The organism is Cupriavidus phytorum (assembly GCF_003254285.1).
GTDB lineage: Bacteria > Pseudomonadota > Gammaproteobacteria > Burkholderiales > Burkholderiaceae > Cupriavidus > Cupriavidus phytorum.
On sequence record NZ_QKZN01000003.1, the window covers coordinates 484,747 to 511,094 of the forward strand.

At 66.6% G+C, this 26,348-nt stretch carries 24 protein-coding genes; 22 read left to right on the forward strand and 2 right to left on the reverse strand.

Annotated elements, in window-relative coordinates; all coding sequences use genetic code 11:
* Positions 1 to 104: 104 nt before the first annotated feature.
* The 7 genes from gyrA (at position 105) to aroA (ending at position 9,554) form a co-directional block, all read left to right on the forward strand.
* Positions 105 to 2,801: a DNA gyrase subunit A gene (gene gyrA / locus C7416_RS10635; RefSeq protein WP_111518892.1), complete on the forward strand. Its 2,697-nt coding sequence runs from the start codon at positions 105 to 107 to the stop codon at positions 2,799 to 2,801.
* Between the two features lie 94 nt (positions 2,802 to 2,895).
* On the forward strand, positions 2,896 to 3,459 hold the full coding sequence (locus tag C7416_RS10640) for a DUF2059 domain-containing protein (RefSeq protein WP_092308167.1): 564 nt from the start codon (positions 2,896 to 2,898) through the stop codon (positions 3,457 to 3,459).
* A 160-nt stretch (positions 3,460 to 3,619) separates the two neighbouring features.
* Positions 3,620 to 4,777: a 3-phosphoserine/phosphohydroxythreonine transaminase gene (gene serC, locus C7416_RS10645; protein WP_111518894.1), complete on the forward strand. Its 1,158-nt coding sequence runs from the start codon at positions 3,620 to 3,622 to the stop codon at positions 4,775 to 4,777.
* Between the two features lie 105 nt (positions 4,778 to 4,882).
* Positions 4,883 to 6,046: a prephenate dehydratase gene (pheA, locus tag C7416_RS10650; RefSeq protein WP_111518896.1), complete on the forward strand. Its 1,164-nt coding sequence runs from the start codon at positions 4,883 to 4,885 to the stop codon at positions 6,044 to 6,046.
* A gap of 27 nt (positions 6,047 to 6,073) precedes the next feature.
* Entirely contained in the window at positions 6,074 to 7,204 is a 1,131-nt protein-coding gene (gene hisC, locus C7416_RS10655) for a histidinol-phosphate transaminase (protein WP_111518898.1), read from the forward strand.
* Positions 7,205 to 7,300: 96 nt separating this feature from the next.
* Positions 7,301 to 8,200, forward strand: coding sequence for a prephenate dehydrogenase (locus C7416_RS10660; RefSeq protein WP_111519060.1), 900 nt, complete (start codon positions 7,301 to 7,303; stop codon positions 8,198 to 8,200).
* A 49-nt stretch (positions 8,201 to 8,249) separates the two neighbouring features.
* Positions 8,250 to 9,554 (forward strand): 3-phosphoshikimate 1-carboxyvinyltransferase, encoded by a 1,305-nt coding sequence (aroA, locus tag C7416_RS10665; RefSeq protein ID WP_111518900.1) that lies wholly within the window; start codon positions 8,250 to 8,252, stop codon positions 9,552 to 9,554.
* On the opposite strand, the gene C7416_RS10670 is transcribed toward aroA, so the two are convergent.
* Positions 9,544 to 9,798: a DUF2061 domain-containing protein gene (locus C7416_RS10670; RefSeq protein WP_111518902.1), complete on the reverse strand. Its 255-nt coding sequence runs from the start codon at positions 9,796 to 9,798 to the stop codon at positions 9,544 to 9,546. The two genes, aroA and C7416_RS10670, sit on opposite strands and share 11 nt — an antisense overlap.
* A gap of 124 nt (positions 9,799 to 9,922) precedes the next feature.
* Between C7416_RS10670 and cmk the strand changes: the two genes are divergently transcribed.
* The 11 genes from cmk to cysM all read left to right on the forward strand — a co-directional run bounded on the left by cmk (position 9,923) and on the right by cysM (position 21,394).
* Entirely contained in the window at positions 9,923 to 10,591 is a 669-nt protein-coding gene (gene cmk / locus C7416_RS10675) for a (d)CMP kinase (protein WP_111518904.1), read from the forward strand.
* 165 nt (positions 10,592 to 10,756) lie between these two features.
* Positions 10,757 to 12,451 (forward strand): 30S ribosomal protein S1, encoded by a 1,695-nt coding sequence (gene rpsA, locus C7416_RS10680; RefSeq protein ID WP_012352088.1) that lies wholly within the window; start codon positions 10,757 to 10,759, stop codon positions 12,449 to 12,451.
* A 30-nt stretch (positions 12,452 to 12,481) separates the two neighbouring features.
* Entirely contained in the window at positions 12,482 to 12,901 is a 420-nt protein-coding gene (locus C7416_RS10685) for an integration host factor subunit beta (protein WP_111518906.1), read from the forward strand.
* Between the two features lie 281 nt (positions 12,902 to 13,182).
* Positions 13,183 to 13,533, forward strand: coding sequence for a lipopolysaccharide assembly protein LapA domain-containing protein (locus C7416_RS10690; RefSeq protein WP_111518908.1), 351 nt, complete (start codon positions 13,183 to 13,185; stop codon positions 13,531 to 13,533).
* A gap of 3 nt (positions 13,534 to 13,536) precedes the next feature.
* Complete coding sequence (gene lapB / locus C7416_RS10695) at positions 13,537 to 14,766, forward strand: lipopolysaccharide assembly protein LapB (RefSeq protein WP_111518910.1); 1,230 nt, start codon at positions 13,537 to 13,539, stop codon at positions 14,764 to 14,766.
* A 36-nt stretch (positions 14,767 to 14,802) separates the two neighbouring features.
* On the forward strand, positions 14,803 to 16,194 hold the full coding sequence (locus C7416_RS10700; protein ID WP_111518912.1) for a UDP-glucose dehydrogenase family protein: 1,392 nt from the start codon (positions 14,803 to 14,805) through the stop codon (positions 16,192 to 16,194).
* 81 nt (positions 16,195 to 16,275) lie between these two features.
* Positions 16,276 to 17,223: a D-glycero-beta-D-manno-heptose-7-phosphate kinase gene (gene rfaE1 / locus C7416_RS10705; protein WP_111518914.1), complete on the forward strand. Its 948-nt coding sequence runs from the start codon at positions 16,276 to 16,278 to the stop codon at positions 17,221 to 17,223.
* 27 nt (positions 17,224 to 17,250) lie between these two features.
* Positions 17,251 to 18,246, forward strand: a complete 996-nt coding sequence (gene rfaD / locus C7416_RS10710; protein WP_111518916.1) for an ADP-glyceromanno-heptose 6-epimerase — start codon at positions 17,251 to 17,253, stop codon at positions 18,244 to 18,246.
* Positions 18,247 to 18,410: 164 nt separating this feature from the next.
* Entirely contained in the window at positions 18,411 to 18,818 is a 408-nt protein-coding gene (locus C7416_RS10715) for a ComEA family DNA-binding protein (protein WP_111518918.1), read from the forward strand.
* A gap of 237 nt (positions 18,819 to 19,055) precedes the next feature.
* Positions 19,056 to 20,357 (forward strand): solute carrier family 23 protein, encoded by a 1,302-nt coding sequence (locus tag C7416_RS10720; protein WP_111518920.1) that lies wholly within the window; start codon positions 19,056 to 19,058, stop codon positions 20,355 to 20,357.
* Positions 20,358 to 20,491: 134 nt separating this feature from the next.
* On the forward strand, positions 20,492 to 21,394 hold the full coding sequence (cysM, locus tag C7416_RS10725) for a cysteine synthase CysM (protein ID WP_111518922.1): 903 nt from the start codon (positions 20,492 to 20,494) through the stop codon (positions 21,392 to 21,394).
* Between the two features lie 71 nt (positions 21,395 to 21,465).
* Here the strand turns inward: cysM and mltB are convergent, their stop codons facing one another.
* Positions 21,466 to 22,572 (reverse strand): lytic murein transglycosylase B, encoded by a 1,107-nt coding sequence (mltB, locus tag C7416_RS10730; protein WP_111518924.1) that lies wholly within the window; start codon positions 22,570 to 22,572, stop codon positions 21,466 to 21,468.
* 169 nt (positions 22,573 to 22,741) lie between these two features.
* Here mltB and C7416_RS10735 point away from each other — a divergent pair, with 169 nt between their 5' ends.
* The 4 genes from C7416_RS10735 (at position 22,742) to C7416_RS10750 (ending at position 26,324) form a co-directional block, all read left to right on the forward strand.
* Positions 22,742 to 23,665 (forward strand): histone deacetylase family protein, encoded by a 924-nt coding sequence (locus C7416_RS10735; protein ID WP_111518926.1) that lies wholly within the window; start codon positions 22,742 to 22,744, stop codon positions 23,663 to 23,665.
* Between the two features lie 12 nt (positions 23,666 to 23,677).
* Positions 23,678 to 24,481: an enoyl-CoA hydratase gene (locus tag C7416_RS10740; RefSeq protein ID WP_111518935.1), complete on the forward strand. Its 804-nt coding sequence runs from the start codon at positions 23,678 to 23,680 to the stop codon at positions 24,479 to 24,481.
* A gap of 165 nt (positions 24,482 to 24,646) precedes the next feature.
* Complete coding sequence (locus C7416_RS10745) at positions 24,647 to 25,681, forward strand: methionine ABC transporter ATP-binding protein (protein WP_111519061.1); 1,035 nt, start codon at positions 24,647 to 24,649, stop codon at positions 25,679 to 25,681.
* A complete protein-coding gene (locus C7416_RS10750) occupies positions 25,671 to 26,324 on the forward strand; it encodes a methionine ABC transporter permease (protein ID WP_092308203.1) in 654 nt (217 codons plus the stop codon). Before C7416_RS10745 ends, C7416_RS10750 begins: the two co-directional genes overlap by 11 nt.
* Positions 26,325 to 26,348 lie beyond the last annotated feature (24 nt).

Below are 26,348 nucleotides of genomic sequence, written 5' to 3' on the forward strand. Positions count from 1 at the left end.
GCCGGCATGTTAGAATGGCACGTTGCCCAGCCGTCAGGCGCCCACCGGCGCCGCGTGCCAAAGGCCTGTCATTTGCTTAAACCTGCCGCATAAACCACGCCGCAATGGATCCATTCGCAAAAGAAACCCTTCCGGTCTCCCTAGAAGAGGAAATGCGCCGCTCCTACCTCGATTACGCCATGAGCGTGATCGTCGGGCGCGCGCTTCCCGATGTCCGGGATGGCCTGAAACCGGTGCACCGGCGCGTGCTGTATGCGATGCACGAGCTCAACAACGACTGGAATCGCGCCTACAAGAAGTCGGCCCGTATCGTCGGGGATGTGATCGGTAAGTACCACCCGCACGGCGATACCGCAGTCTACGACACCATCGTGCGCATGGCGCAGGACTTCTCGCTGCGCTACATGCTGGTCGACGGCCAGGGGAATTTCGGTTCCGTTGACGGGGATAACGCGGCGGCCATGCGTTATACCGAAATCCGGCTGTCGAAAATCGCCCACGAGATGCTGCACGACATCGACAAGGAAACCGTCGATTTCGACAGCAACTACGACGGCTCTGAAAAAGAGCCCTCGATTCTCCCGGCGCGTATTCCCAATCTGCTAATCAATGGTTCGTCGGGTATTGCAGTGGGCATGGCAACCAATATCCCGCCGCATAACCTGAATGAAATCGTCGACGGCTGCCTGCACCTGCTGCGCAACCCGCAGGCGACGGTGGACGAGCTGATTGAATTGATTCCGGCTCCGGATTTTCCGACCGCCGGCATTATCTATGGCATTCAGGGCGTCCGCGAAGGCTACCGCACCGGCCGAGGCCGCGTGGTGATGCGCGCCAAGACGCACTTCGAGGATATCGACCGGGGCCAGCGCCAGGCCATCATCGTCGACGAGCTGCCGTACCAGGTCAACAAGCGCACCCTGCTGGAGCGTATTGCCGAGCTGGTCACCGAGAAGAAGATCGAAGGCATCTCGGACATCCGCGACGAATCGGACAAGTCCGGCATGCGGGTGGTGATCGAGCTCAAGCGCAACGAGGTGCCCGAGGTCGTCCTCAACAACCTATATAAGAACACCCAGCTGCAGGACACCTTCGGCATGAACATGGTGGCGCTGGTCGACCGCCAGCCGCGCCTGCTGAACCTGCGCCAGATGCTGGAGTACTTCCTGGCGCACCGCCGCGAGGTCGTCACCCGCCGTACGGTGTTCGAACTGCGCAAGGCGCGCGAGCGGGGCCACGTGCTGGAAGGCCTGGCAGTGGCGCTGGCCAACATCGACGAGTTCATCGCCATCATCAAGGCGGCCCCGACGCCCCCGATCGCCAAGCAGGAACTGATGAGCAAGGCGTGGGATTCCGCGCTGGTCCGCGAAATGCTGGCCCGCGCTGAGGGTGAAACCCCGGGCGGGCGGGCGTCGTACCGGCCCGATGGGCTGCCGGCGGTGTTCGGCATGCAGACCGACGGCCTTTACAGGCTGTCGGACGGCCAGGCGCAGGAAATTCTGCAAATGCGCCTGCAACGCCTCACCGGGCTCGAACAGGACAAGATCGTCCAGGAATATCGCGACATCATGGCGGAAATCGCCGACCTGCTCGATATCCTGGCGCGCCCCGAGCGGATTACTACCATCATCATCGACGAACTGACGGCGATCCGCGCCGAATTCGGCGATGAGCGCCGTTCGCAAATCGAACTGAACGCGACCGAGCTGGATACCGAGGACCTGATCACCCCGCAGGACATGGTGGTCACGCTTTCGCACAGCGGCTATATGAAGAGCCAGCCGATTTCCGAATACCGCGCGCAGAAACGTGGCGGCCGGGGCAAGCAAGCGGCGGCGACCAAGGAAGACGACTGGATCGACACGCTGTTCGTGGCCAATACCCACGACTACATCCTGTGCTTCTCCAACCGCGGCAGGCTGTACTGGCTGAAGGTCTACGAGGTGCCGCAGGGCTCGCGCAACTCGCGCGGGCGGCCGATCGTCAACATGTTCCCGTTGTCGGAAGGCGAGAAGATCAACGTCATCCTGCCGGTGCGGCAGTTCGACGCCGAGCACTTCATCTTCATGACGACCGCGCGCGGTACCGTCAAGAAGACGGCGCTGACCGAATTCTCCAACCCGCGCAAGGCCGGCATCATCGCGGTCGACCTCGACGAAGGCGACTACCTGATCGGTGCGGCAGTGACCGACGGCCAGCACGACGTGATGCTGTTCTCGGACGCCGGCAAGGCCGTGCGCTTCGACGAGAACGATGTGCGTCCGATGGGCCGCCAGGCGCGCGGCGTGCGCGGCATGAACCTCGAAGATGGCCAGGCCGTGATCGCAATGCTGGTGGCGCCGGCCGAGACCGCTGAAGAGTCCGCGGATGCGGGTGTGCGCGGCAGCGTGCTGACCGCGACCGAGAACGGCTACGGCAAGCGTACCCCCATCGCGGAGTACACTCGACATGGCCGTGGCACCAAGGGCATGATTGCGATCCAGACGAGCGAGCGCAACGGCCGTGTGGTGGCTGCCGCACTGGTTTCGCCCGAGGACGAGATCATGCTGATCACCACCGGCGGCGTTCTGATCCGTACCCGTGTGGCTGAAATCCGCGAAATGGGCCGCGCCACCCAGGGTGTCACGCTGATCAACGTGGACGAGGGCACCAAGCTGTCCGGATTGCAGCGCATCGTCGAAAGCGATGCCGACAACGGCGGCAATGGCGAGGAGCCGGACGAGGCCGAGGGTGCGGAAGGCACCGAGCGCGCCGAGGGTGCTGAAGGTGCCGCAGGTGCGGATGCCGACGCGAATCCTTAAGACCAAACGTAAATTGTTGCAACAATAGGACGCCAGCCGGAACTCGCCTCGCGGCTGTCCGGACTAAAACGGACGTATTTACCAGGGAGTCACAATGCTCAAAACCTATCGACGTATCGCTGTTCTGGCTGCTTTTGTTCCGACCTTCATGATGGCGCAGCATGCCCACGCACAGGACGCGGAAAAGACGGCAGCCATCAAGGAACTGCTTTCCGTCATGCAGGCAGACCAGGCTGTGAAGGGCCAGGCGGAGAACTGGCAGCAAGGCGCCAAGCAGGAAGCGCCGCTGGTCCTCGAGCAGGTGCTGGTCGAAAACAAGACGCTGAGCGACAAGCAGAAGCAGGCCGCGGTTGAAAAGCTGAAGAAGAACGGCGCGGTGCAGCGCGTCGTGGACGGCGCCGGCACGGCGTTTACCACCGACGGCTTCCGCAAGGACGCCATCCAGGCGCACTACGATGCCTTCGGCAAGTACTACACCACGCAGGAACTGAAGGACCTGACCACCTTCCTGAAGTCGCCGACCGGCCAGAAGTTCATGGCCAACCAGGGCAAGGCAACGCAGGAAATCTGGGGCTCGATGATGCAGAAGTACGGCCCGCAGGTCGGCAAGTCGATGCGCGACGCCGCCGAGAAGGAAATCACCGCCGCTTCGAAGTGATGCCGGCGTGATCCGCAACGGATCCGCCCGCCACCCGTCCGACACTGTTCTGGCGGGCGCGGCAGCCCGGGGCTGACCCCGGGCGCCCAACGGGGCGCGGGTTTGAGGGATAATGGCTGCTTGGGTAACACCGGCAGCCATTTTTCCATCCCCCCGTCTCATGAACGATCCCCAGAATCCCGCTCTTGCCGGCATGATGCAGCGTGCATTGGCCGAACGCGTCTACAACTTCTCGCCCGGCCCGGCGGCGCTGCCCGCCGAAGTGCTGCAGCAGGCTGCCGAGGAGATGCTGTCCTGGCGCGGGACCGGGGTCTCGGTGATGGAGATGAGCCACCGCAGCCGCGAGTTCGAAGGCATCCATGGCCAGGCCATCGCCGACCTGCGTGAGCTGCTGCATATTCCCGCCAACTACCGCGTGCTGTTCCTGCAGGGCGGTGCCATCGGCGAAAACGGCATCGTTCCGCTGAACCTGATGCGCCTGCGCCATGCCGACGCGCCCAAGGCCGACTTCGTCGTCACCGGCACCTGGTCGGTCAAGACCGAGCAGGAGGCCCGCCGCTACGGCGCGGTCAATATCGCCGCCAGCAGCGAGGCGCAGAAATACCACCGCATTCCGGACGTGGCCGACTGGAAGCTGTCGGACGACGCGGGCTACGTGCACCTGTGCACCAACGAGACCATCGTCGGCGTGGAGTTCCAGGACATCCCGGATATCGGCCAGGTCAAGGGCGACCGCGTGGTGGTGGCGGATGCCTCCAGCCACATCCTGTCGCGCCCGATCGACTGGTCGCGCGTGCAGGTGGTCTATGGCGGCGCGCAGAAGAATATCGGTCCGGCCGGCGTCACCATCGTGATCGTGCGCGAAGACCTGATCGGCCATGCCCATCCGCTGTGCCCGTCGGCGTTCAACTGGCGCCTCGTGGCCGAGCACAACTCGATGTACAACACCCCGCCGACCTATGCGATCTATATCGCCGGCCTGGTGTTCCAGTGGCTCAAGCGCCAGGGCGGCGTGCCCGCGATCGAACAGCGCAATATCGCCAAGGCGTCGGCGCTGTACGACTACCTCGACCAGAGCGATTTCTATCGCAACGAAATCCATCCCAGCTGCCGCTCGCGCATGAACGTACCGTTCTTCCTGGGCGATGAATCGCGCAACGAGGCCTTCCTGCAGCAGGCTCGCGCCAACGGCCTGGTGCAGCTGAAGGGGCACAAGACCGTGGGCGGCATGCGCGCCAGCATCTACAACGCCATGCCGCTCGAAGGCGTGATGGCGTTGATCGAATTCATGCGCGAGTTCGAGCGGACCTCCGCCTGACGCGCATTCCCGCTGTCGGGTCCGCGCATGCCAGCCACGGCATGCCGGCCTGCGCGGGCAGTTTTCCTGGCCGCCGCGCCCGGCGGCCCACCGGATTGATACAACATGACAAGCCAAGACCGCACCCCCGCGCGCGAGGAGACGCCGCCCAATGCGCCGCAGAACGGCGACAGCCACCTGAGCGATGCCGAGCGCAAGCTGTCGGTCGAACTGGGCCCGCTGCGCGAGCAGATCGATACCGTCGACCGCGAGCTGCTGGCGATGCTGAACCGCCGCGCCAGGCTCGCGCTCGAGGTGGGCGAGGTCAAGAAGAAATACGGCGCGCCGGTGTTCCGCCCGGAGCGCGAGCTGCAGGTAATCCGCAAGGTGCAGGGGGCCAATCCGGGCCCGCTGCTGGGCGAAAGCGTGGCGGCAATCTGGCGCGAGGTCATGTCCGCCTGCCGCGGCCTGGAGAAGCCGCTGGAAGTGGCGTTCCTGGGGCCGGCCGGCACGTTCTCCGAGCAGGCGCTGTACGCGCATTTCGGCCACGAGGTCTCGGGCGTGCCTTGCCCCAGCATCGACGAGGTGTTCCGCGCGGTCGAGGCGGGCACGGTCGAATACGGCGTGGTGCCGGTCGAGAATTCCACCGAGGGCGCGGTGTCGCGCACGCTCGACCTGTTCCTGCAGACCTCGCTGAAGATCAGCGGCGAGATCGCGCTCAAGGTGCACCACAACCTGATGGCGTCGACGCCCGACATGAAGGGCGTCACGGTGGTGCGCGCGCATGCGCAGGCGCTGGCGCAGTGCCAGCACTGGCTGACCGCCAACTATCCGCACCTCGAGCGCCAGGCGGTGTCGAGCAATGCCGAAGCGGCGCGCATGGCCAGCGAAGACCCGACCGTGGCCGCGATCGCCGGCGAGTCCGCCGCCAACCGCTACCACCTGCACCTGGTGCGCACGCATATCCAGGACGATCCGCACAACCGCACGCGCTTTGCCGTGATCGGCCGCTATGAGACCGAGCCCTCGGGCAGCGACCAGACCTCGCTGATCCTGTCGGTGCCGAACAAGGCCGGCGCGGTGTACCAGCTGCTGGCGCCGCTGGCCGCGAACGGCGTGTCGATGTGCCGCTTCGAATCGCGCCCGGCGCGCAGCGGCGCGTGGGAATACTACTTCTACGTCGACGTGGAAGGGCACCAGCATGAGCCGGCGGTGGCGCGCGCGATCGACGAGCTGCGCCGCAACGCGGCCTACCTGAAGGTGCTGGGCTCGTATCCGTCGAGCAAGTAAGGCAGCCGGAACGCACAAGGAGACAAGATGGCAGAGCAGGGCAAGCAGGGCGGCGCAGCGGGTTTCGGGCCGGATTATGTGCGGGCGATTTCGCCATACGTGGCGGGCAAGCCGATCGCCGAAGTCGCGCGCGAGTTCGGCCTGGACGAGGCCGGCATCGTCAAGCTCGCCTCCAACGAGAACCCGCTGGGCATGCCGGAATCGGCGCGCACCGCGGTGGCCGCGGCCGTGGCGGAGCTGGGCCGCTATCCCGATGCCAACGGCTTTGCGCTGAAGGGCGCGCTGTCGGCGCGCTTCGGCGTGCCCGCCGACTGGCTGACGCTGGGCAACGGCAGCAACGACATCCTGGAACTGGCCGCGCATGCGCTGGTGGAGCCGGGCCAGTCGATCATTTATGCCGAGTACTCGTTCGCGGTGTACGCGCTGGCCACGCAGGAGATCGGCGCCCGCGCCATCGAAGTGCCGGCACGCGACTACGGCCACGACCTCGACGCGATGGCCGCGGCGATTGCGCCGGATACGCGCCTGGTCTTTATCGCCAACCCCAACAACCCGACCGGCACTTTCCTGCCGGCGGCGCAGATCGAGGCGTTCCTGCAGCGCGTGCCGCGCCATGTCGTGGTGGTGCTGGACGAGGCCTACAACGAGTACCTCGATGCCGACCAGCAATACGACGCGATTGCCTGGGTGCGCCGCTACCCCAACCTGATGGTGTCGCGCACGTTCTCCAAGGCCTATGGCCTGGCGGGCCTGCGCATCGGCTACGCGGTGGCGCAGCCGGAACTGACCGACCTGCTGAACCGCATCCGCCAGCCGTTCAATGTCAACAGCGTGGCGCAGGCCGCGGCCATCGCCGCGCTGGCCGATACCGACTTCCTGCGCCGCAGCGCCGAGCTGAACCGCGACGGCAAGCGGCAGCTGACGCAGGCGTTCGAGCGGCTCGGCCTGGAATACGTGCCGTCGTCCGGCAATTTCGTGCTGGTGCGTGTGGGCGACGATGACGGCGCCGGCGCGCGCGTGAACCTGGCGTTGCTCCGGCAGGGCGTGATCGTGCGGCCGGTGGGCAACTACAACCTGCCGCGCTGGCTGCGCGTGACCATCGGCTTGCCGGAAGAGAACGCGGCGTTTATCGCGGCGCTGGAGCGGGCGCTGGCGTGAGGCCGGCCGCCGCAAACGCCGCTGGTCCTACTGCCGATTGAGCCCATTGATTGACCTCGGTCTGAACCGAACTACCGCCGCTTGCGGCCTGTGATTGTGAGTGCATTGCATTTTTCCCGTGTTGTCATTGTCGGCGTCGGCCTGATCGGCGGCTCGCTCGCGCTGGCGCTCAAGCGTGCCGGCGTGGTGGGCACGGTGGTGGGGGTCGGGCGCTCGGCCGCGTCGCTGCAGAAGGCGCTGGACCTGGGCGTGATCGACGAGGCCGCGACGCTTGCCGATGCCGCGCGCGGGGCCAGCGTGATCGTGCTGTGCGCGCCGGTGGCGCAGAACTTCGCGCTGCTGCATGCGCTGGAACCGCACCTGCAGCCGGGCACCATCGTTACCGATGCCGGCAGCACCAAGTCCGACGTGATCATCGCCGCCAAGACCGCGCTGGGAGACAAGGCCGCGCAGTTCGTGCCGGCCCACCCGATCGCCGGGCGCGAGCTCAACGGCGTCGAGGCTGCGCTGCCGGATCTGTACGACGGCAAGAAGACCGTGCTTTGTCCGCTGCAGGAAAACGCGCGCGCCGATGTGGCCGCGGTGCGCGCCATGTGGGAAAGCGCCGGCGCGCATTGCCACGTGATGTCGGCGGTCCAGCACGACGCGGTGTTTGCCGCGGTCAGCCATCTGCCTCACGTGCTGTCGTACGCGCTGGTGGCGCAGGTGGCCAACGCCGAAGATGCGACGCTGAAGCTGGACTTTGCCGGCGGCGGTTTCCGCGACTTCACGCGGATCGCAGCCTCGTCGCCCGAGATGTGGCGCGACATCTGCGTTGCCAACCGCGAGGCGCTGCTGCGCGAACTGAATACGTACCAGTCGGTGCTGGCGCACCTGAAGACGCTGATCGAGAAAGGCGACGGCGACGCGCTCGAGCGCATCTTCACGCGCGCCAGCAAGACCCGCCTGGCCTGGGGTGCCGAGCGTGCCGCGGGCAACAACCATATCGAACCCTGATGGCCCTGGCCCATCGCCTGAATGCGGCGCCCCGGCGCCCACGACATCCATGGAACACCTGACGCTAGGCCCACTGACCCGCGCCCACGGCACCGTCCGGCTGCCGGGCTCGAAGAGCATCTCCAACCGCGTGCTGCTGCTGGCCGCGCTGGCCAACGGCGAGACCCGCGTGCGCGACCTGCTCGATTCCGACGACACGCGCGTGATGCTGCAGGCGCTGCAAACGCTGGGCGTGGCCTGGCGGCAGGATGGCGCCGACTACATCGTCACCGGCGCCGGCGGCAACTTCCCCAACAAGTCGGCCGAGCTGTTCATGGGCAACGCCGGCACCGCGATCCGTCCGCTGACCGCCGCGCTGGCGCTGCAGGGCGGCAGCTACAAGCTGTCCGGCGTGCCGCGCATGCACGAGCGGCCGATCGGCGACCTCGTCGATGGCCTGCGCCAGGTTGGCGCGGTGATCGACTACCTTGGCACCGAAGGTTTCCCGCCGCTGCATATCCAGCCGGCCAGCCTGTGCATCGACGCGCCGATCCGCGTGCGTGGCGATGTTTCCAGCCAGTTCCTGACCGCGCTGCTGATGAGCCTGCCGCTGGCGCAGTCCGCCAGCGGCCGCATCGAGATCGAAGTAGTGGGCGAGCTGATCTCCAAGCCGTATATCGAGATCACGCTGAACCTGCTGGCGCGCTTCGGCATCGAGGTGGAGCGGCAGGGCTGGGAGCGTTTCATCCTGCCCGCGGGAGCGGCTTACCGCTCGCCGGGAGAGATCTTTGTCGAGGGCGACGCGTCGTCGGCCTCGTATTTCCTCGCCGCCGGCGCGATCGGCGGTGGTCCCGTGCGCGTCGAAGGCGTCGGCATGGCCAGCATCCAGGGCGATGTGCGCTTTGCCGATGCGCTAAACCGCATGGGCGCCAACGTGATGGCGGGCGACAACTGGATCGAGGTGCGCGGCACCGAGCGTGACGACGGGCGCCTGCACGGCATCGAGCTGGACTGCAACCATATCCCCGACGCGGCGATGACGCTGGCGGTGGCGGCACTGTTTGCCGAAGGCACCACCACGCTGACCAATATCGCCAGCTGGCGCGTCAAGGAAACCGACCGCATCACCGCGATGGCGACCGAGTTGCGCAAGCTGGGAGCCGTGGTGGAGGAAGGCGCCGACTACCTGAGCGTGACGCCACCGCAGCCATGGCAGACCCCGCCCGACGGCATTGGCACCTATGATGACCATCGCATGGCGATGTGTTTCTCGCTGGCAGCGTTCGGCCCGTTGCCGGTGCGGATCAACGATCCGGGCTGCGTGGCGAAGACGTTCCCGGACTATTTCAGCGTATTTGCCGGGGTCACGCGCTGACCAGGCCGGCATCGGCGCCGTTGCCGGCGGCGGCTGAGGCGCTGTCGCGGGTGGCCGGCGCCTGGCGGTGCTGGCGCTTGTCCCGCTTGTCCCAGTACTTGTCGAAAAAGTAGTGGGCCACGGTATTGATGGCCGGTTCGATAAAGGTGACGGCACCGCTCACGGCCAGGCTGCCGGTCAGCGCATAGGTCACGCTGAACGCGATGCCGAGGTGCATGATGCCGAACGTCAGGGTTTTTGCCATGGTAGATTGCCTCGCGACCAATACTGAGGGATGCGCTGCTTGTTTGCGGCGCGATGCCATGGATCAAATAATAATGATTCTCAATAGAATTAACAATCAATCGTTTCACTGGGTTCCATAAGCAATGACTATCGTCAACGTCATCACCATTGACGGACCGACCGCCTCCGGCAAGGGCACGGTTGCGCACAAGGTTGCCGACGCGGTGGGCTTCCACCTGCTCGACAGCGGTGCGCTGTACCGGCTGGTAGCGCTGGCCAGTGACCGCGCGGGTGTTGACCTGGCCGACATGGACGCCCTGGCGCGGATCGCTTCGCGCCTCGATGTGAAGTTCGGGCCGGACCGCGTGTGGCTGCAAGGCGAGGAGGTGAGCCTGGCGATCCGCGCCGAGGCGATCGGCAACCGCGCCTCGGCCATCGCCGTGCACCAGCCGGTGCGCGACGCGCTGACCCAGCTGCAGCGCAGCTTCCGCAAGCTGCCCGGGCTGGTGGCGGACGGCCGCGACATGGGCACCGTGATCTTCCCGGACGCCCAGCTCAAGGTGTTCCTGACCGCGAGCGTCGAGGCACGTGCGCGCAGGCGCTATAAACAATTGATTGATAAGGGAATTTCTGCTAATATCGAAGACCTTTTGCGTGACCTCGAGGCGCGCGACGCGCGGGATCGCACCCGCGCCGCCGCGCCGCTGCGTCCCGCCGAGGATGCAAAGCTGCTCGATACCTCCGACATGACGGTGGATCAGGCAGTGGCGCAGGTGCTGGAGTGGTTTGCCGCTGTGCGGCCCGATGCATGACATGCAGCGGGCGCATCCGTAGAAGCGGCGCGCCCCTTCCGTACCCGATGGCGTCAGTCCGGGCCTGTGCCCTGGCTGGCTTTTGTCAAACCTGACCCCGCTGCCCTGGCAGACTGAGCGCGATCGTCGCGCCGGCCAGCGTATTGCGGATTTCACCTTACGTTTATGTCCGACCTGCAAACTAACGAATCCTTTGCCGCACTGTTCGAGGAATCGATCGCCCGCTCCAATATGAAGGCTGGCGAAGTGATCTCCGCTGAAGTCGTGCGCATCGACCACAACTTCGTGGTCGTCAACGCCGGCCTCAAGTCCGAGGCATTTGTGCCGGTGGAGGAGTTCCTGAACGACCAGGGCGAACTCGAAGTGCAGGCCGGCGACTACGTCTCCGTGGCCATCGACGCACTCGAGAACGGCTATGGCGACACCATCCTCTCGCGCGACAAGGCCAAGCGCCTGGCCTCGTGGCTGAACCTCGAGAAGGCCCTGGAAGACGGCGAAATCATCTCGGGTACCGTGACCGGCAAGGTCAAGGGCGGCCTGACGGTGATGGTCAACGGCATCCGCGCGTTCCTGCCGGGTTCGCTGGTTGACGTGCGTCCGATCAAGGACACCACCCCGTACGAAGGCAAGACCTTGGAATTCAAGGTCATCAAGCTGGACCGCAAGCGCAACAACGTTGTGCTGTCGCGCCGCGCCGTGGTCGAAGCCACGCTGGGCGAAGAGCGCCAGAAGCTGATGGAAACCCTGAAGGAAGGCGCCATCGTCAACGGTATCGTCAAGAACATCACCGACTACGGTGCGTTCGTTGACCTGGGCGGCATCGACGGCCTGCTGCACATCACCGACCTGGCCTGGCGCCGTGTCCGCCACCCGAGCGAAGTGCTGTCGGTTGGCCAGGAAATCACCGCCAAGATCCTCAAGTTCGACCAGGAAAAGAACCGCGTCTCGCTGGGCGTGAAGCAGCTGGGCGAAGATCCGTGGGTCGGCATCTCGCGCCGCTACCCGCAAGGCACCCGCCTGTTCGGCAAGGTGACCAACCTGACCGACTACGGCGCGTTCGTCGAGATCGAAGCCGGCATCGAAGGCCTGGTGCACGTGTCGGAAATGGACTGGACCAACAAGAACGTTGCCCCGTCCAAGGTGGTCCAGCTGGGCGACGAAGTCGAAGTCATGGTGCTGGATATCGACGAAGACAAGCGTCGTATCAGCCTGGGCATGAAGCAGTGCAAGGCCAACCCGTGGGACGATTTCTCGCGCAACCACAAGAAGGGCGACAAGCTGAGCGGCCAGATCAAGTCGATCACCGACTTCGGCGTGTTCATCGGCCTGCCTGGTGGCATCGACGGCCTGGTGCACCTGTCCGACCTGTCCTGGCAAGAGTCCGGCGAAGAGGCCGTGCGCAAGTACAAGAAGGGCGACGAAGTCGAAGCCGTGGTGCTGGGCATCGACGTCGACAAGGAACGCATCTCGCTGGGCATCAAGCAGCTGTCGGGCGATCCGTTCAACAACTTCATCTCGGCCAACGACAAGGGTTCGCTGGTTCAGGGCACGATCAAGGCCGTTGACGCCAAGGGTGCCGTGGTCCAGCTGGCCGACGACGTCGAAGGCTACCTGCGCGCCTCGGAAATCTCCGCCGACCGCGTGGAAGATGCCCGCAACGTGCTGAAGGAAGGCGAGCAGATCACCGCCCTGGTGGTGAATGTCGACCGCAAGTCGCGCAACATCAACCTGTCGATCAAGGCCAAGGACAGCGCAGAGCAGCAGGAAGCGATGCAGAAGTTCCAGGCCGACACCGGCACGGCTGGCACGACCAACCTCGGCGCCCTGCTGAAGGCCAAGCTCGGCCAGGACAACCAGTAATCGCAGGCCCCCGCGCTTGCGCGTATGCCCATGACCAAGTCGGAGCTTGTCGAAAAACTGGCTGCCCGCTTCCCCCAGCTGCTGCTGCGGGATGCGGACATCTCGGTGAAAACGATACTCGACGCGATGTCCGAAGCGTTGGCCGACGGCCACCGCATCGAGATCCGCGGATTCGGCAGTTTTGGTCTGAACCGGCGTCCGCCTCGCGTGGGGCGCAATCCCAAGTCCGGCGAACGGGTGCTGGTACCTGAAAAACGGGTGCCGCACTTCAAGGCGGGCAAGGAATTGCGCGAACGGGTTGACCGCAGCCAGCCGGTGCCTGCAGGCGCCAACGGCAACGGCCATTCCGGCGGCACGGCGCAAGCCCTGCCGGGCAAGGCAGGCCAGGGCGCGGCATCCGCCGCGCCGACGGGGTTGCACGAGAGCGGACTGGATTTCATCCGCTCCTGACTTCGACTGGCACTGCCTGCTACTGAGTTGTAAAAAAGCGCCCCTTGGGGCGCTTTTTTTTGGCCGATGCGGGCCGGGGCGGCGCGCTGCAGCGCCTGCAAGGCAGGGCGCCGACAGCTGCGAGGCGCGCGCCGGCACGCCGTTACCGCCACGTTACCGAATCCGTGAAGTGATTCCGTTACAATGCCGGGGTCTTTGCCGGGCCTTGCACAGGGCGTCCTGCCAGCCGCAGGCTTTGTGCTTGCCCGCCTCAACGCCATGCCGCCTCGCCGCCTACCCGCATGAAACTGTTTGCCTGGATCGTCCGCATCGTCGTATTCGTGCTGCTGTTCGTGCTGGCCCTGCGCAATACCGCAGAAGCCTCGCTGCAGCTGTTCTTCAATGCCGTCTGGCATGCGCCGCTGATCCTGATCCTGTTTGCCGCCTTCGCGCTGGGCGCGGTGGCGGCGCTGGCCTCGGTGGCGCCGGGGCTGATGCGCCAGCGCGTGGAACTGGCCAGGCTGCGGCGCGCGGCCGCGGACGCACGGGCGTCGACGGCGGCGCCATCGGCGGCAGCGGCGGCAGCGGCGAGCGCCGCCCCGGTGCCGCGCGACGCCAAGTCTCCCTATAACGTAGTCGGCCCGAAAGTCTGATCCATGATGTTCGAAACCTGGTGGCTGTTGGTGCTGCCACTTGTCTTTGGCCTTGGCTGGATGGCGGCGCGCTTCGACGTGCGCCAGATGATCAGCGAGCAGGGGGCCTTGCCGCGCTCCTACTTCAAGGGACTCAATTTCCTGCTCAACGAGCAGCCTGACAAGGCCATCGATGCCTTTGTCGAAGTCGCCCGGCTGGACCCGGAAACCACCGAGCTGCACTTTGCGCTGGGCGCGCTGTTCCGGCGCCGCGGCGAAACCGAGCGCGCCATCCGCGTGCACCAGAACCTGGCCACGCGCCCCGACCTGCCCGAGCCCGAACGCGAGCACGCGCTGTTCGAGCTGGGCGAAGACTACCTGCGCGCGGGCCTGCTCGACCGTGCCGAGGAATCGCTGCGCCGGCTGATGTCCGGGCCTTACGCGGCGTCGGCCAAGCGCGTGCTGCTCGAGCTCTACGAGGTCGAAAAGGAGTGGCAGAAGGCGATCGATGCAGCGCGTGAGCTGCAGACGCTGGAGCAGAAGAGCTACAGCCTGCAGATCGCGCAGTTCTGCTGCGAGCTGGCGCAGGACGCGCTGCAGCGCAAGCGCCCCGAAGACGCGGTGAAATGGCTGAACCAGGCCGTGGCCGAGAATCCCGCCAACGTGCGCGCGCCGATCCTGCTGGGCGACGTCGCCGCGGCGGCGGGCGATGCGAGCACGGCGCTGGGCCACTGGCTTGGGATCGAGCAGCAGGACGCCTCCTTCCTGCCGCTGGTGGCCGAGCGCGTGGTCAAGGCCTATGCCGCGCTGAACGAGCAGGGCGTGGCGCTGGAATGGCTGCGCGGCCTGCTCAAGGGCAAGCTCGCGCCCGAGGTGCTCGACACCGCCTACAAGGCCGAACTGGAAGTGAACGGCCCCGAAGCCGCGGCGCGCCTGATGCGCGACCAGCTGCGCCGCCAGCCCACGCTGCTGGCGCTGACCAAGTATTTCGAGGCGCAGGCGGCAGCGGCCGCCGCGCCCGCCCCGCAGGCCGCGGTGGTCGAGGCCGCGACTGGCCAGGCCGAAGGCGCCGAGGATGGCGACGAGGCCAGGGAAACCACCGCCATCCGCGACCTGCTGCAACTGCGCACGCGCAACCTGGCGCGCTATACCTGCCGCGAATGCGGGTTCCGTGCGCGGCTGTTCTATTGGCAATGCCCTGGTTGCAACCGCTGGGAGACTTATGCCCCGCGGCGATCCGAAACGCTGGGCTGATTCCCGGTGGCCGTGCAACGGATGTGAATTGAAGCTATGAAAGTCACCATTATCGGCAGCGGCTACGTCGGTCTCGTCACCGGCGCTTGCCTGGCGGAGCAGGGCAACGACGTGTTCTGCCTGGACCTGGACGAGCAGAAGATCGCGCTGCTCAACGCGGGCGGCGTGCCGATCTACGAGCCGGGCCTGCAGGAACTGATCCAGCGCAACCGCGAGGCCGGCCGCCTGACCTTTTCCACCGACGTGGCAGCCAGCGTCGAGCATGCCGACGTGCAGTTCATCGCGGTGGGCACGCCGCCGGACGAGGACGGCTCGGCCGACCTCAAGTACGTGCTGGCGGCGGCGCGCAATATCGGCCGCCACATGACCGGCTTCAAGGTGGTGGTCGACAAGTCGACCGTGCCGGTGGGCACCGGCGACCGCGTTACCGCCGCGATCCGCGAGGAACTGGCCGCGCGCGGGCTGGAAGACCTGCAGTTCTCGGTGGTGTCGAACCCCGAGTTCCTGAAGGAGGGCGCCGCGGTCGAAGACTTCATGCGCCCCGACCGCATCGTGCTGGGTTGCAATGCCGACGCCGCCGGCCGCCATGCGCAGGCCACCATGCGGCAGCTGTACGCGCCGTTCAACCGCCATCATGAGCGCACCTTCTACATGGATGTGCGCTCGGCCGAGTTCACCAAGTACGCGGCCAATTCGATGCTGGCCACGCGCATCTCGTTCATGAACGAGCTTGCCAACCTGGCCGACGAAGTCGGCGCCGATATCGAGCTGGTGCGCATGGGCATCGGCTCGGACCCGCGCATCGGCTACAGTTTCCTGTATGCCGGCGCCGGCTATGGCGGATCGTGCTTCCCCAAGGACGTGCAGGCGCTGATGCGCACCGCCGCCGACCATGGCAAGCCGATGCGCGTGCTGGAGGCGGTGGAAGCCGTCAATGGCGCGCAGAAGCGCGTGCTCGGCGAGAAGATCGTGCGCCGCTTCGGTGACGACCTGAGCGGTCGCGTATTCGCGGTCTGGGGCCTCGCTTTCAAACCGAATACCGACGACATGCGCGAGGCGCCGTCGCGCGTGCTGGCACGCGAGCTGGTGTCGCGTGGCGCGTCGCTGCGGGTGCATGATCCGGTCTCGATGGCCGAGGCGCGCCGGGTGCTGGAGGCCGACCTGGCGGACGTGCCGGGCGGCGCGGCGCGCGTGAGCTTCCACCAGCACCAGATGGATGCGCTCGACGGCGCCGACGCGCTGGCGATCGTGACCGAATGGAAGGTGTTCCGCAGCCCCGACTTCGGTCAGATCAAGCGGCGGCTGAAGTCGCCGGTGATCTTCGATGGACGCAATCTGTATGAGCCCGAGGCGATGCGCGAGACCGGCGTGGAATACCACGCCATCGGCCGCCCGACCCGCAAGGCTGCGCCGGCGGCGAACGAATAAGGCGCCGGCGGGTCAACGGACTCATCAACCGATAAGCTAACGCGGCGGCGGCTGCCGCCACGTTTATTGCCAAGGATCTTCATGAACAAGACCGTCATTCCGCAGGAGCAGATCCGGCAGTCCCATATCCTGGTGGTCGGCGACATGATGCTGGACCGCTATTGGTTCGGCGACGTCGAGCGCATTTCGCCCGAAGCGCCGGTGCCGGTGGTGCAGGTCAAGCGCAGCGACGAGCGCCTGGGCGGCGCCGCCAATGTGGCCCGCAACGCCGCGGCGCTGGGCGCACGCGTGGGCATGCTGGGCGTGGTCGGCGACGACGAGCCGGCGCGCACGCTCGAGGCGCTGCTGGCCGAGAGCCAGGTGCAGCCCTACCTGCACCGCGATGCCAAGATCAACACCACCATCAAGCTGCGCGTGGTGGCGCACCAGCAGCAACTGCTGCGCGTCGATTTCGAGAACACGCCGGCGCACGAAGTGCTGCTCGCGGTACAGGACAAGTTCCAGGGCCTGGTCAACGATTACCAGGTGCTGGTGCTGTCCGACTACGGCAAGGGCGGGCTGACCCATGTCACGCGCATGATCGACGCCGGCCGCGCGGCCGGCCGCAAGGTACTGGTCGACCCCAAGGGTGACGACTACTCGCGCTACCGCGGCGCCACGCTGATCACTCCCAACCGCGCCGAGATGCGCGCGGTGGTCGGCGCCTGGAAGACCGAGGCCGACCTGACCATCCGCGCGCAGAACCTGCGCCGCGCGCTGCAGCTCGAAGCGCTGCTGCTGACGCGCTCGGAAGAGGGTATGACGCTCTATACCGAAGCCGAAGTGCTGCACGTCTCCGCGCAGGCGCGCGAGGTCTATGATGTATCCGGTGCCGGCGACACCGTGATCGCCACGCTCGCCACCATGATGGGTGCCGGCGTGCCGCTCAAGGAAGCCGTGCAGCATGCCAATCGCGCCGGCGGCATCGTGGTCGGCAAGCTGGGCACCGCCGTCGTCACTTATCCCGAATTGTTCGGCGCCGCTGCCTGAGGCGCGGCGCCCCATCCTGATCCGACCATGACCATCATCGTCACCGGCGCCGCGGGTTTTATCGGCAGCAATCTCGTCAAGGGCCTGAACGAACGCGGCGAGACCAACGTCATCGCCGTCGACAACCTGACCCGCGCCGACAAGTTCCACAACCTGGTCGACTGCGAGATCTCCGATTACCTCGACAAGCAGGACTTCCTCGCGCGCTTTGCCCGCGGCGAGTTCGGCAAGGTCCGCGCGGTATTCCATGAAGGCGCGTGCTCCGACACCATGGAGACCGACGGCCGCTATATGATGGAGAACAACTACCGCTACACGCTGTCGCTGATGGAGAGCTGCCTGGAGCAGGGCGCGCAGTTCCTGTACGCATCGTCGGCGGCGACCTACGGCGCCTCGCAGGTGTTCCGCGAAGACCGCGAGTTCGAGCGTCCGCTCAACGTGTACGGCTACTCCAAGTTCCTGTTCGACCAGATCGTGCGGCGCCGGCTGCCGTCGGCGCTGTCGCAGATCGTCGGCTTCCGCTACTTCAACGTGTACGGTCCGCGCGAAACGCACAAGGGCCGCATGGCCTCGGTGGCGTTCCACAATTTCAACCAGTTCCGCGCCGACGGCACGGTCAAGCTGTTCGGCGAATACGGCGGCTATGGCCCGGGCATGCAGAGCCGCGACTTCATCTCGGTCGAGGACGTGGTCAAGGTCAACCTGTTCTTCTTCGACCATCCGGAGAAGTCCGGCATCTTCAACCTGGGCACCGGCCGCGCCCAGCCGTTCAACGACATCGCCGCGACCGTGGTCAACACGCTGCGCGAGGCCGAAGGCAAGCCGCCGCTGTCGCTGGACGACCTGGTGCAGGAAGGGCTGGTCGAGTACGTCAAGTTTCCCGACGCGCTGCGCGGCAAGTACCAGTGCTTTACGCAGTCCGATGTGTCCAAGCTGCGCGGCGCCGGCTACGGCGAGCGCTTCCTGACCGTCGAGGAAGGCGTGGCGCGCTACTGCCGTTGGCTGCTCGAGCGCAACGGCTGAACCCGCATCGTTCCTGCCTCACGCCGGCCGACACGCTTTTGTGCGGCCGGTGTCAACTTTTGTTGCCGCATGCGCCGCCCTCGCGGCGCGCCCCTATCCTGACCTGACCTCGCCGCCCCGGCGGGGGTGGTACCTCAGACCATCCACAGGAAAGGAGAGCCCTTATGGCCATGCACTGGATCCGGCAACTTGCCCGGCGTTTTTCCCTGATCTCCCTCGCGGCAACCTTGTGCCTGCTTGCCGGCGGCACCGCGCGTGCCGCGGTCGACGTCAACACCGCCGACGAGGCGGCGCTGACCTCGGTCAAGGGCGTGGGGCCGGCCACGGCCCGCCACATCGTCGAAGAGCGCAACAAGCGCGGGCCGTACAAGGACGCCGCCGACCTGGCCGAGCGCGTCAGCGGCATCGGGCCCAAGTCGGTGGCCAAGCTGCAGGACGCCGGCCTGACCATCGCCGGCAAGGGCGCGTCATCCGCGGCGCCCACCGCGGCGCCTTCCGCTGCGCCGGCGGCCACGCCGGCGCCCGCCAAGGGGGCAAAGGCGACGGCCGCACCGGCAAAGCCGGCCCGCTAGCATCGCCACTGCTACCCTGTGCCCGGTCGTGCTGCGGCCGGGTGCGTTGTGGCTGGTATGCGTTGTGCTAAAGCTTGCCGGCTTCGCAGCCCCCGTGGCGGCGGAGTATCATGCGGACGCCGCGCAGGCAGGACCTGCCGCGCGGCTGCCGAACGGCAATCCACAACCTAACAAGCAGGCACAAGCGCGGCGGCCGCCGATCCGGTGGCCAGCCCGGACCACAGGGAGCAAGACAATATGGCGAATGGCGAGGACGCGGGATTCCTGCCGCAATGGCGGCTCAAGACCGAGGGTGTGATCGGGCCCGATGAGCGGCTGCCCGCGGGGCAGACACTGCTGGCCGGGATCCAGCACGTGGTGGCGATGTTCGGCTCGACCGCCATCGCGCCGATCCTGATGGGCTTCAACCCGAATATCGCCATCCTGTTTTCCGGCATCGGCACGCTGATCTTCTTCCTGTGCGTGCGCGGCCGGGTGCCCAGCTACCTGGGCTCCAGCTTTGCCTTCATTGCGGTGGTGATCGCCGCCACCGGCTATGCCGGCAGCGGCCCCAACCTCAATATCCCGGTGGCGCTGGGCGGCATCATTGCCGCCGGTGCGCTGTACACCGTGATCGGCCTGGTGGTGCAGGCGGCCGGCTACGCCTGGGTGGAAAAGCTGATGCCGCCGGTGGTGACCGGCGCCATCGTCGCGGCGATCGGGCTGAACCTGGCACCGGTGGCGGTCAAGGCGGTCAGCGGCGCGGCGCTCGATACCTGGGTGGGGTTGCTGACCGTGGTCGCGGTGGGGCTGGTGGCGGTGCGCGCGCCCGGCATGGTCGGGCGCCTGCCGGTGTTGATCGGCGGCCTGGCCGGCTACGTTGCCTACTACCTGGGCACCAATGTGATGGGGCTGGGCAAGCCGATCGATTTCTCCGGCGTGGCCGCCGCCAGCTGGTTCGGCCTGCCGGCGTTCACCGCGCCGACGTTCGAGCTGGGCGCGATGCTGCTGATCGCGCCGGTGGCGATCGTGCTGGTGGCCGAGAACCTCGGCCATATCAAGGCCATCGGCGTGATGACCGGTCGCAACCTGGACCCGTACATCGGCCGCGCCTTTATCGGCGACGGCATCGCCACCATGCTGTCGGCCAGCGGCGGCGGCACCGGCGTGACCACTTATGCCGAGAATATGGGGGTGATGGCGGTCACCAAGATCTATTCGACGCTGATCTTCGTGGTGGCGGCCGCGGTGGCCATCCTGCTGGGCTTCTCGCCAAAGTTCGGCGCGCTGATCCTGACCATCCCGGGGCCGGTGATCGGCGGCCTGACCATCGTCGTGTTCGGCCTGATCGCGGCCACCGCGGGCCGCATCTGGGTGCAGAATCACGTGGATTTCTCCAGCTCGCGCAACCTGATCACGGTGGGCGCCACGCTGACGGTGGCGGCCGGCGACCTGACGCTGAAGCTGGGCGGCATGACCCTGGGCGGCATCGGCACCGCCACCTTCGGCTGCATCCTGCTGTACCACCTGCTGGGCGAAGGCAACCGCGAAGAGGCCTGAGCCACGACCGATGCCGGCAGGCGGGGCAAATCCCGCCTGCCGGCGAGGGGATAGGGGTCTGGATTACAATGGCCGGCGAACTGGAATCCCCCGGCATCCCCCCGATTCCCCCGATTGCGACCTTCCTTCGCCCCATGGCCTACAAGACAATTGAAGACACCATCGGCAATACGCCGCTGGTCAGACTGCAGCGCATCCCCGGCGCCGCCAACGACGCGCGCGGCAATGTGATCCTCGGCAAGCTCGAAGGCAACAATCCGGCCGGTTCGGTCAAGGACCGCCCGGCGGTGTCGATGATCGCCCGGGCCGAGGCGCGCGGGCGCATCAAGCCGGGCGATACGCTGATCGAGGCGACCTCGGGCAATACCGGCATCGCGCTGGCCATGGCGGCCGCCATCCGCGGCTACAAGATGGTGCTGATCATGCCCGAGGACCTCAGCCTCGAGCGCCGCCAGAGCATGGCGGCCTACGGCGCCGAGATCGTCCTGACGCCGGTCAAGGGCGGCATGGAATATGCGCGCGACCTGGCCGATTCGATGGAGCGCGACGGCAAGGGCGTGATCCTCGACCAGTTTGCCAACCCGGACAACCCGCAGGCGCACTACGAGGGCACCGGCCCCGAAATCTGGCGCGATACCGACGGCCGCATCACCCATTTCGTTTCGGCGATGGGCACCACTGGCACCATCACTGGCGTGTCGCGCTACCTCAAGGAGCAGAATCCCGCGATCCAGATCGTCGGCGCGCAGCCGGCCGAAGGCTCGCGCATTCCGGGCATCCGCAAGTGGCCGGAAGCGTATCTGCCCAAGATCTACGATCCCAAGTTCATCGACCGCACCGAGCCGGTCAGCCAGGGCGATGCCGAGCACATGGCGCGCCGCATGGCATCGGAAGAGGGCATCTTCTGCGGCATTTCCGCGGCCGGTGCGCTGTGCGTGGCCTTGCGCGTCGCCGAGGAAGTCGAGAACGCCACCATCGTCTTCGTGGTGTGCGACCGCGGCGACCGCTACCTGTCTACCGGCGTGTTCCCGGCCTGAGCCGCAGCGCCGCCGCCAAAACAAGAAAGGCCTCGCTCGCGCGAGGCCTTTTTGACTTTGGTCGTGCCGCCTCAGCCCATCGCCGCCTTGACCGCCTCGCCCAGCTGGTACACCGCCAGCGCATAGAAGAAGCTGCGGTTGTACCGCGTCAGCACATAGAAGTTGCGCAGGCCCAGCAGGTACTCGGTGGGCTGGTCCGGCGTGGGCAGGTCCACCACCAGCACCCCGGTTTGGCCTTCGCGCGCCAGGTTGATGGGTTCGTCCACGCGCAGCCCGGCACGGGTCAGCTGGTCGAGGGTGCGGGTCGGCCACGGCTCGCCATCGGCCGCCGCGGTGGCGATGCCCAGGCTGCCGGCGTCGTTGGCGATGCGCCACACCACCGGGCGGCCCGGCTCCCAGCCGTGCAGCTGCAGGAAGCGCGCCACGCTGCCGATGGCATCGGTGGGGCTGTTGCGCAGGTCGATATGGCCGTTGTTGTCGTAGTCGATGGCGTATTCGCGCAGGCTGGTCGGCATGAACTGCGGAATGCCGATGGCGCCGGCATACGAGCCCAGCACCGAGTAGACGTCGGTGCGGGTGTCGCGGCACCACAGCAGGTAGTCGGCCAGCTGGTTGCGGAACAGCGTGGTGCGGGCTTCGCGGTTGGGCGTGGCGGGATAGTCGAACGCCAGCGTCGACAGCGAATCGAGCACGCGGAACGAGCCCATGTCGCGGCCGTAGATGGTTTCGACGCCGATGATGCCGACGATGACCGAGGCCGGCACGCCGAATTCGGCCTCGGCGCGGCGCAGCGTGTCGCGGTTGTCCTGCCAGAAGCGCACGCCGGCATCGATGCGGATCGGCTCGATAAAGCGCGAGCGGTAGGTGCGCCAGCTTTTGCGCCCGGTGGTGGCGGGCGGCATGATCAGCCGTACCACGGTGGCCGAGTAGACCGCCTGCCCGAACCATTCCTGCAGCATGCCGCGGTCAAAGCCGTGGCGCGCCACCATCTCGTCGATAAAGGCACGTGCTTGCGGGTTGTCGCGGTAGCGGCCGGGTTCGATTTCTTCCTCGCGCACGCTGACGCGGCGTTTGCCGGCGGCGAGCAGGCTGGAGGAGAGGCCGCAGAGTCCGAGTGCGGCAGCGGAAAGCGCGGCGCCCAGCAGGGGGCGTCGCAGTGAGCGCTGGGTGTCGGTCATGGTGTCCTTTGCAAGTCGCACCGAGTATAGCGGATGCCACCGCGGCAGCCGCGGCGGGGCGGGTGCGGCTTGGCGCGCCGGCGCTGCTGGGTGGCCAGGCGTGGCGTGTGCTAACGTAACGTTTGGAGACAACATGGCGACGCACTGCAACCCATTGCGACGATAAGAGATGCCGACAGGCTATTACACGCACCCCGAGTTCCAGCGGCACGAGATGGGGCACTTCCATCCCGAGTGTCCGGAGCGCCTGCAGGCGATCGAGGATCACCTGATTTCGCATGGCCTGGACGGGCTGCTGGAGCGCCGCGAGGCGCCCCCCGCCACGCGCGAGCAGCTCGAGCGCGTGCACCGGCCCGAGCACGTCGACGCGCTCGAAAGCGCCAGCCCGTCGAGCGGCTACCACGCGATCGACCCGGACACCTCGATGAACGCCCACACGCTCGCCGCCGCGACGCTGGCCGCGGGCGCGGCGGTGGCGGCCACCGATGCGGTGATCGCCGGCGAGTTCGAGAACGCGTTCTGCTGCGTGCGCCCGCCCGGCCACCACGCCGAACCCGGCCGCGCCATGGGCTTCTGCTTCTACAACAACGTAGCCATCGCCGCGCGCCACGCGCTGCAGGCGCACGGGCTGGAGCGCGTCGCGATCATCGACTTCGACGTCCATCATGGCAACGGCACCGAGGCGGCGTTCCGCGGCGACGAGCGCGTGATGATGTGCAGCATCTTCCAGCACCCGTTCTATCCCTACAGCGGCACCGAGCACCTGGCGCCGAATATGGTCAACATCCCGCTGCCGGCGTACAGCAACGGCATGGCGGTGCGCGAGGTGGTCGAGACCATCTGGCTGCCGCGCCTCAATGAATTCCGTCCGCAGATGCTGTTCATTTCGGCCGGCTTCGACGCGCACCGCGAGGACGACCTGGGCCAGATGGGCCTAGTGGAGCAGGACTACGCCTGGATCACGGGCCAGCTGGTCGACGTCGCGCGCACCCATGCGCAGGGCCGCATCGTCAGCTGCCTCGAGGGCGGCTACAACCTCAGCGCGCTGGGCCGCAGCGTGCTGGCCCACCTGAAGGTGCTGCTGGAGCATTAGGAGACCGCCGCCATGGCCGAGAACGATGCGCGCGTCGACGCGCCGCTGCTGACCGAATCGCGCGACGCCGCCGGCGTGGCGCGCCTGACCATGAACCGGCCGCAGGCCTTCAACGCCTTGTCCGAAGGGCTGCTCGATGCGCTCACCGATGCGCTGCGCCGGCTCGCCGCCGACCCCAGCGTGCGCGTGGTGGTGCTGGCGGGCGCCGGCAAGGCCTTCTGCGCCGGCCACGACCTGCGCGAGATGCGCGCGGCGCCGTCGCATGATTACTACCGGCGTTTGTTCGACCGCTGCACGCGCATGATGATGGCGATCCAGCAGATGCCGCAGCCGGTGATCGCCCGGGTCCAGGGCATTGCCACCGCGGCCGGCTGCCAGCTGGTGGCGATGTGCGACCTGGCGGTGGCCGCGGACGATGCGCGCTTTGCCGTGTCGGGCGTCAACCTGGGCCTGTTCTGCTCGACCCCGGGCGTGGCGCTGTCACGCAACCTGCACCGCAAGCAGGCCATGGAAATGCTGCTGACCGGCGACATGATTGACGCCGCCGGTGCGCGCGAACGCGGGCTGGTCAACCGGGTGGTGCCGGCCGGCGACCTGGACGCCGAAGTGGCGCGGCTGGCCGCCAGCATCTGCGCCAAGCCCGCCGCCGCCGTTGCCGCCGGCAAGGGGCTGTTCTACCGCCAGCTCGAGATGGGCATCGAGGCGGCCTACCAGCTTGCCGGCCAGACCATGGCGTGCAACATGATGGACGAGTCGGCGCTGGAGGGCGTGCAGGCCTTCATCGACAAGCGGCCGCCATCCTGGCGTGCCTCCTGATCGACTTGTCGGGTCTTTATATGCCGGGAACGCATAAAGACATCGGCAAAAAGTCGTTTAAGGTATGAAGCCAATCGCATAAAATACGCGCTTCAGAAAAATAACGAGCGGCAACAGCGCTGGAGATCCCTCGCCTGTTGCCGTTTTCTTTTGGTCACCTTTTCCATGATCGAACTGCAAGGACTGTCGCAGCGCTTCCCGGGCGCGTCTGGCGACGTGCATGCATTGCGGGACGTCAGCCTGTCGATTGCGGCGGGCGAAGTCTTCGGCATCATCGGCCGCAGCGGCGCCGGCAAGAGCACGCTGGTACGCGCCATCAACCTGCTGAACCGGCCCACCAGCGGCCGCGTCGTCGTCGACGGCCAGGACCTGACCGCGCTGGACAAGGGTGCGCTGCGCCTGGCGCGGCGCGAGATCGGCATGATCTTCCAGCACTTCAACCTGCTGTCGTCGCGCACCGTCTATGACAACGTCGCGCTGCCGCTGGAGCTGGCCGGCAAGCCCAAGGCTGAAATCGCCGCAACCGTGCTGCCGCTGCTGGAGCTGGTCGGGCTGTCGGCGCTGAAGGACCGCTACCCGGCGCAGATCAGCGGCGGGCAGAAGCAACGCGTGGGCATTGCGCGCGCGCTGGCGAGCAAGCCCAAGGTGCTGCTGTCCGACGAGGCCACGTCCGCGCTGGATCCGGAAACCACGCGTTCCATCCTGGACCTGCTCAAGCAGATCAACCGCGAGCTGGGCCTGACCATCGTGATGATCACGCACCAGATGGAAGTCATCAAGCAGGTCTGCGACCGCGTGGCTGTGCTCGAGGCCGGCCAGGTGGTGGAGACCGGCCGCGTGATCGACGTATTCCTGCGGCCGCAGCACGAGGTCACGCGCGCCATGATCGGCGACGTCATCTCGCAGGAGCTGCCGGCGAGCGTGCTCAAGCGCGTCGAAAGCCGGCTCGGCAACGGGCGCGACCACGTCTACCGACTGGCCTTCACCGGCGAGGGCGTCGACCAGCCGGTGCTGGCGCAGGCGATCCGCCGCTACGGGCTCGACTTCAATATCCTGCACGGCCATATCGACGAGATCCAGGGGCAGGCTTTCGGCTCGCTGGCGATCATGGCGACCGGCGACCTGGCCGATGTGAAGGCGGCAATGGAATACCTGCAGGCGCAAGGCGTCGTGGTGGAGGAGTTCGAGCATGTGGTCTGAAATGTTTGACCTGTTCCTGACCTCGTTCAACGAGACCCTGCTGATGGTGGCGATCTCGGGCGTGGTCGGCGCGCTGCTGGGCGTGCCGCTGGGCGTGCTGCTGCATCTGACCAACCGTGGCGGCGTGCTGTCGCACCCGCTGTTCAACCGCACCATCGGCGTGGTGGTCAACGCGGTGCGCTCGATCCCGTTCATCATCCTGCTGGTGGTGGTGATCCCGTTCACGCGCTTTATCGTCGGCTCGTCGATCGGCACCACCGCGGCGATCGTGCCGCTGACCATCGCGGCGATCCCGTTTATCGCGCGCCTGGTCGAAAGCGCGCTGCGCGAGGTCGACAAGGGCCTGGTCGAGGCGGCGCAGTCGATGGGCGCCACCACGCGCCAGATCGTGTGGAAGGTGCTGTTGCCCGAGGCCATGCCCGGCATCGTCGCCGGCCTGACCATCACCTTCGTCAGCCTGGTCGGTTATTCGGCCATGGCCGGCGCGATCGGCGGCGGCGGCCTGGGCGACCTCGGCATCCGCTATGGCTACCAGCGCTACATCACCGAGGTGATGGTGGCGGTGGTGGTGATCCTGATCGTGTTCGTGCAGGCGGTGCAGAGCTTCGGCGACTGGCTGGTCCGCCGCATCAGCCATCGCTGAACCCAAGACTTTATCGAGATAGGA